The sequence below is a fragment of the Salinivibrio sp. IB574 genome (assembly GCF_001996205.1).
Lineage (GTDB): Bacteria > Pseudomonadota > Gammaproteobacteria > Enterobacterales > Vibrionaceae > Salinivibrio > Salinivibrio proteolyticus.
Map to the genome: position 1 here is coordinate 1 of NZ_MUFN01000056.1, position 6,691 is coordinate 6,691.

4 protein-coding genes and 1 rRNA gene are annotated in these 6,691 nt (G+C 49.8%); 4 read left to right on the top strand and 1 reads right to left on the bottom strand.

Annotated features, from left to right (window positions below):
• Nucleotides 1-413 precede the first annotated feature (413 nt).
• Nucleotides 414-529: ribosomal RNA gene (gene rrf / locus BZJ17_RS16695) — 5S ribosomal RNA — on the top strand.
• Nucleotides 530-1,035: 506 nt separating this feature from the next.
• On the opposite strand, the gene bamD is transcribed toward rrf, so the two are convergent.
• The gene (bamD, locus tag BZJ17_RS16700) at nucleotides 1,036-1,761 is read right to left on the bottom strand and encodes an outer membrane protein assembly factor BamD (protein ID WP_069591102.1); all 726 of its coding nucleotides are present in this window, start codon (nucleotides 1,759-1,761) and stop codon (nucleotides 1,036-1,038) included.
• Between the two features lie 198 nt (nucleotides 1,762-1,959).
• Between bamD and rluD the strand changes: the two genes are divergently transcribed.
• The 3 genes from rluD to clpB all read left to right on the top strand — a co-directional run bounded on the left by rluD (nucleotide 1,960) and on the right by clpB (nucleotide 6,310).
• Nucleotides 1,960-2,934, top strand: a complete 975-nt coding sequence (gene rluD / locus BZJ17_RS16705) for a 23S rRNA pseudouridine(1911/1915/1917) synthase RluD (protein ID WP_077641484.1) — start codon at nucleotides 1,960-1,962, stop codon at nucleotides 2,932-2,934.
• Entirely contained in the window at nucleotides 2,934-3,656 is a 723-nt protein-coding gene (gene pgeF / locus BZJ17_RS16710; protein ID WP_077641485.1) for a peptidoglycan editing factor PgeF, read from the top strand. The genes rluD and pgeF overlap by 1 nt, the downstream gene beginning before the upstream one ends.
• A 77-nt stretch (nucleotides 3,657-3,733) precedes the next feature.
• Nucleotides 3,734-6,310, top strand: coding sequence for an ATP-dependent chaperone ClpB (gene clpB / locus BZJ17_RS16715; RefSeq protein WP_069591098.1), 2,577 nt, complete (start codon nucleotides 3,734-3,736; stop codon nucleotides 6,308-6,310).
• Nucleotides 6,311-6,691 lie beyond the last annotated feature (381 nt).

Genomic DNA, 6,691 nt, shown 5'->3' on the forward strand with positions numbered 1-6,691 from the left:
GGTGTGTAAGCGCTGTGAGGCGTTGAGCTAACCTGTACTAATTGCCCGTGAGGCTTAACCATACAACACCCAAGAGGTTTTGGGTTGGACTTGAAATAAGCCAGTTGATTGTGGCGAGAACGAACAGCTTTCTAGATTTAGGAACGAATTTATCAAATACATCCTTGTATTTGACCCTGACGGGCCGGGTGTGTAAGCGCTGTGAGGCGTTGAGCTAACCTGTACTAATTGCCCGTGAGGCTTAACCATACAACACCCAAGAGGTTTTGGGTTGGACTTGAAATAAGCCAGTTGATTGTGGCGAGAACGAACAGCTTTCTAGATTTAGGAACGAATTTATCAAATACATCCTTGTATTTGACCCTGACGGGCCGCACTGAAGTGCGTTAAATTTTGTTCCAGACAAAATTTTGCTTGGCGACCATAGCGCTTTGGACCCACCTGACTCCATGCCGAACTCAGTAGTGAAACGAAGCAGCGCCGATGGTAGTGTGGGGTCTCCCCATGTGAGAGTAGGACATCGCCAGGCTTTGATTATAAATTGTGACTGTTGCTTGCGATTTTTGATAGCTACGGTGCTCATGTACTGACGTACACTGCGCGTCTCGCTTCAAAACGCCCATCACACAGACACAATTTAAGCATCAAAGCAGATATGCGTAAGACTTTGATGAGAAAACACCAAGCCCTGACCTTATGGTCGGGGCTTTTTTGTATCTTGAGGGTATATTAGCCCTGTGCGCCTCGCCGCAAAATTCCCGTCACACAGACATAACTCAATCATCAAAGCAGATGAACATAAGACGTTAAGCTCAACCTCTACGCTCTGAACTGACAGTCGGGGCCAATTCTTATCGCAGTAATCTTGCGTAAGACTGGTATGAGGGACGCGATGCGTTGGGCGTTGTGGCATCTACATATAGATACGCTGAGGTGTGGGTGGCAGCCATTATTATGAGCCGTGCTGATTCGTATCCAGCAGGCACAAAAAAGCCCCCAATTTTGGAGGCTTTAGCCTGAGTGCTTCGCTCTCTTTTAGCGTGGGTTTTTCTCAATGAGTTCACGCGTCCTCTGGGCCGGCTCTTCAAGTCCCAGCTTTTCGTAGGCTTTTAACATTAACGGTAGAGAAGCGCGCGCGGCCTCTGTATCTGGAAAGTCTCGCTGTATAGCTTGACAACGATTCACGGCGGCAACCCAAGCTTCGCGACGAATATAGAAATCCGCAGTGGCCAATTCATAGTTAGCTAAGCGGTTTTTCAGTGCCACCATCCGTGCTTTCGCGTCTGCAGCATATTCACTATTAGGGTAGCGTTCGAGTAAGCGACGAAAATCGGCAAAGGCCTTTCTGGCGGGTTCTGGGTCGCGATCGTTACGCTCCATACGGAGAATATCGTGGATCAGGCTGCGATCTTGCGCCATGTGAACCAAACCACGCATATAGACTACCCAATCGCTTTCTGGGTGAGCTGGATGCATACGGATAAAACGATCTATGGTGGCTTCTGCGAGCGCGAGATCGTCGTTTTTGTAATAGGCGTAGATCAGATCAAGCTGGACTTGATCGGAGTATGCGCCAAACGGATAGCGTGAATCTAGCGCTTCGAGTTTTTCGATCGCAGTGATCCAAGCGCCTTTGTTTAACTGCGCCTCTGCATCTTGATACAGCTTAGATGGCGGATCATCTTGAACGACTTGGTTGTTACTTGAACAGCCCGCGAGTATTGAGGTGGCTAACAGCGCAGTAAGCGTAAGGCGTTTCATGGGTTATCGCACTTCCTTGAAAAGTTTTTATGCCATCTGGATTACGGTCGCAGCGGCAAACAGATACAATGTCATTATTCCGGCTATTTTATCCAGTGACAGGCGACTATAGCAAAAGGCGAGAGCGGGCGATACGCCACACGCCGCCATAACGACTGTCGCGAGGGATTAGTCATAGAAATCACAGAAAAGTTCGATATGGCACAACAGATAGAATTATCTCACCACATTCAAGACCACCAACTGGGCCAGCGACTCGACCAAGCAATTGCAGAGTTGTTCCCTGACTACTCGCGTTCTCGGATCAAAACATGGATCCAAGCAGGGCAAGTGTGCTTAGACGGGGAGGTAATGGATAAGCCTCGCCATAAAGTGATGGGGGGAGAAGCGATACAGATCCAAGCGGAAGTGGAAGACGATAATCGCTGGATCCCGCAAGACATCCCTCTAGATATTGTCTACGAAGATGATGACTTGTTGGTGATTAACAAACCTGCAGGTTTAGTCGTGCATCCGGGCGCTGGGTGCCCAGATGGCACTATCTTAAACGGATTATTGTATCTATATCCTGAGATCGGCGATGTGCCTCGCGCAGGCATCGTGCACCGGCTTGATAAAGATACGACAGGGTTGATGGTTGTCGCTAAAACCATCCCAGCGCAAACGCGATTAGTGCGTGCCTTGCAAAAGCGTAAAATTACTCGCGAATATGAGGCGATTGCGATCGGGAATATGACCGGAGGCGGATTGGTGGATAAGCCCATTGGCCGTCACTCCACCAAGCGCACCCATATGGCGGTACACGAGCTAGGAAAGCCCGCGATCACCCACTATCGGGTTGCGGAGCATTTTCGAGGTCATACACGGCTAAGGCTGCGATTGGAAACCGGACGCACTCACCAAATTCGTGTCCATATGGCCTATTTGAACCATCCTTTGGTAGGCGATCCTTTATATGGTGGAAAGGCTAAGCCACCACGTCAGGCGGATGATGTGTTGGTTCAAGGTTTGCGTCAGTTCAAACGACAAGCTTTGCATGCAGCGATGCTACGCTTAGATCATCCGGTGACGGGCGAGCAAATGGAATGGCATGCCCCGGTTCCTGAGGATATGGTCGCGTTGACCGAGCTACTCAGAGATGACCAAGCGAAATACGGTGAAGAGGACTATTAATGGAATGTATCCAGCCTGACTGGCCTGCGCCGCGTCATGTAAAGGCACTGACCACCACTCGCCTCGGTGGGGCGAGTCAGGGCGTCTTCTCGGGCTGGAACCTTGGCCTACATGTGGGGGATGACGCCGAAGTTGTCTCGCAAAATAGGGCCATTCTTCAAGCGCTGGTTGGTGGGCCTATCACCTGGCTTAATCAAGTTCATGGTACACAGGTAGTACGGCTACCGTGTGTTGAGAGCTTGCCAGACGCGGATGCGGCGGTGACGGACGTATCTGGTCAAGTGTGTACAGTGATGACCGCTGACTGTTTACCTGTCTTGATCACCGATCGGCAGGGATCACAAGTTGCGGCTGTACATGCAGGTTGGCGAGGGCTACTCGATGGAGTCATAGAGACAACCATCGCCACGTTTACGGACTCGACCCAATGTATGGCTTGGCTGGGGCCGGCAATCGGTCCCATGCATTTTGAGGTCGGACAGGAGGTTTATGACGCTTTTACGCGCGACTGCCCGGCGGCTCGCTCAGCTTTCGTTCGTCAACCGCATCAGAAGTATCTTGCCGACTTGTATCTGCTGGCTAAACAGCGCCTTGCCAAAATGGGCGTCACGGACGTGTATGGTGGCGACCATTGTACTTACCGGCAACAAGATCAGTTCTATTCTTACCGACGTGATGGGCAAACAGGCCGTATGGCCAGTTGTATTTGGCTGACAAAATAAAGTCAGTGGCGATGGTTGAAAACCTCACTGATGGTGCCCATTTATTCATCAAGCTAAGGTGTTAAGTGGGAGGAGCTATGCGCCTTGATCGTTTTACCAGTAAATTTCAAATCGCCATTTCTGATGCACAGTCACTGGCATTAGGACGTGATCATCAATATATCGAACCCGTTCACTTGATGAGCGCATTGCTCAATCAAGATAGCAGTGCGATTCGCCCTTTACTCACCATGATGAACGTAGATGTGAGCCAACTGCGTTCTAGCCTTTCTGAATTACTTGATCGCTTACCGAAAGTGACAGGGACGGGCGGCGAAGTTCAGCTTTCTAATAATCTCGGTATCCTCTTCAACCTGTGCGACAAGATCTCGCAAAAGCGTAAAGACAAGTACATCTCGTCTGAGTTATTTGTGTTAGCTGCGGTGGAAGATAAAGGACCACTAGGTGAGTTGTTGCGCAGCCATGGCTTAACCAGTCAAAAAGTGGAAGAGGCGATTGAGAAAGTTCGCGGTGGGCAACAAGTGGATGACCCTAATGCGGAAGAAAATCGACAAGCGCTTGAAAAATTCACCATCGATCTTACTGAGCGAGCGGAGCAGGGCAAACTGGATCCTGTGATTGGTCGCGATGATGAAATTCGTCGTACCGTGCAAGTGTTGCAGCGGCGCACCAAAAATAATCCCGTGTTAATCGGTGAACCCGGTGTCGGTAAAACCGCCATTGTGGAAGGCTTAGCTCAGCGTATCGTCAACGGTGAGGTTCCTGAAGGGCTACGCAAAAAACGCGTTCTCTCGCTAGACATGGGTTCGTTGGTGGCCGGTGCGAAATACCGTGGTGAATTCGAAGAACGTTTAAAAGCGGTGCTGAATGAACTTGCGAAAGAAGAAGGCAATGTCATTCTATTCATTGATGAATTACACACCATGGTCGGTGCAGGCAAAGCCGAAGGAGCGATGGATGCGGGCAACATGTTGAAGCCGGCGTTGGCTCGCGGGGAGCTCCACTGTGTTGGCGCAACCACACTTGATGAGTATCGCCAGTACGTAGAAAAAGATGCTGCGCTAGAGCGCCGTTTCCAAAAAGTGTTGATCAACGAGCCTACAGTGGAAGATACGGTGGCGATTTTACGTGGACTCAAAGAGCGTTATGAGCTGCACCATGCCGTTGAAATTACCGACCCAGCGATTGTTGCAGCTGCAAGTTTATCGCACCGTTATATTGCTGATCGGCAACTGCCCGACAAAGCCATTGACTTGATTGATGAAGCTGCGTCGAGCATTCGCATGCAAATCGACTCTAAGCCCGAATCGCTCGACCGCTTAGAGCGCCGCATTGTGCAACTTAAAATTGAGCAGCAAGCGTTAGAGAAAGAAGAAGATACTGCCAGCCGCAAGCGTCTTGATAGTCTTAAAGAGGAGCTTGACACCAAAGAGCGCGAATACGCTGAATTGGAAGAAGTCTGGAATACAGAAAAAGCGGCAGTATCGGGGACACAACACATCAAGGCGGCGCTCGAGCAGGCGCGTACAGATATGGAGATTGCCCGTCGTGCTGGCGACTTGAGCCGCATGTCGGAACTGCAATACGGCAAAATTCCTGAGCTCGAAAAACAATTGGATCTTGCTAGCCAAGCCGAAATGCAAGAAATGACCTTGCTGAAAAACCGCGTGACGGATAGCGAGATCGCGGATGTTATCTCGCGCCAAACCGGCATTCCGGTTGCGCGCATGCTAGAAAGCGAGAAAGAAAAACTGCTCAATATGGAAGCTGCACTGCACGAGCATGTTATCGGGCAAGATGAAGCGGTAAGTGCGGTTGCGAATGCTATTCGTCGTAGTCGTGCCGGTTTGGCCGATCCAAATCGTCCGATTGGCTCCTTCCTTTTCCTTGGGCCAACAGGGGTAGGTAAAACCGAACTATGTAAGTCGCTAGCCGAGTTCATGTTCGATAGCCGTGATGCCATGGTACGGATTGATATGTCCGAGTTTATGGAGAAGCACTCAGTGGCTCGCCTTGTTGGGGCACCCCCGGGTTATGTCGGCTATGAAGAAGGTGGCTATCTCACCGAAGCGGTGCGGCGGCGACCTTATTCCGTTATTTTGCTCGATGAAGTGGAAAAGGCTCACCCAGATGTATTCAACATCTTGCTGCAAGTGTTGGATGATGGGCGTCTTACCGATGGCCAAGGTCGGACAGTCGACTTTCGTAACGCGGTCGTGATCATGACATCTAACCTAGGCTCTGATCGTATTCAAGAGCACTTCGGTGAACTTGACTACGCAGGTATGAAACAGACGGTGATGGATGTCGTTGCACATCACTTCCGTCCTGAATTCATTAACCGTATCGATGAAGCGGTGGTTTTCCATCCCTTAGCGGAAGACCATATTAAGAATATTGCTAGATTGCAGATGCAAGAAGTTGCACGTCGTATGGCGGAACGAGACTTTACCCTTGAAGTGACAGAAGCGGCGTTAGCCATGGTCGCGAAAGGAGGCTTTGATCCAGTCTATGGCGCGCGACCACTCAAACGGGCAATTCAGCAATCGATAGAGAACCCACTTGCTCAGCAAATACTGAGTGGCGATCTCCTGCCTGGACGCCCTGTTGTTCTCGATGTCGAGAATGAACAAATTATTGCTAAACAAAGCTAATCGAACCAAATCGCAAAAAAGCCACCGTTTTAGGTGGCTTTTTTATGGCTATACCGCCTAAATTGGCGAGAAAACTTGCGAATTGTTGGGTTTTTGTTCGGTCGGTATTTTTTCTTTAAAAACCCCTTGCGTCACAAAAATACCTCTCTATAATGCGCTCCTCGTTGGCACGGCAAACCGCGCTAATAAACGGCAGCAAAGCCAAGTAAACAAAAAGCTTGACTCACTGCCTCGGTGGCGTAAAATGCCACTCCCGCTCAAGATTGAGCGACGCTCTTTAACAATTTGACCTATGCAATCTGTGTGGGCACTCGTTGAGAATAGACAAAAAGATTTATTCGATGAACTGAGTGACCAATTCATGTTGGTACAGCCTTGAGC

Coding starts and splice junctions, on each gene's coding strand:
- pgeF (WP_077641485.1), top strand. CDS start 2,934: ATGGAATGTATCCAGCCTGACTGGCCTGCGCCGCGTCATGTAAAGGCA.
- rluD (WP_077641484.1), top strand. CDS start 1,960: ATGGCACAACAGATAGAATTATCTCACCACATTCAAGACCACCAACTG.
- bamD (WP_069591102.1), bottom strand. CDS start 1,761: ATGAAACGCCTTACGCTTACTGCGCTGTTAGCCACCTCAATACTCGCG.
- clpB (WP_069591098.1), top strand. CDS start 3,734: ATGCGCCTTGATCGTTTTACCAGTAAATTTCAAATCGCCATTTCTGAT.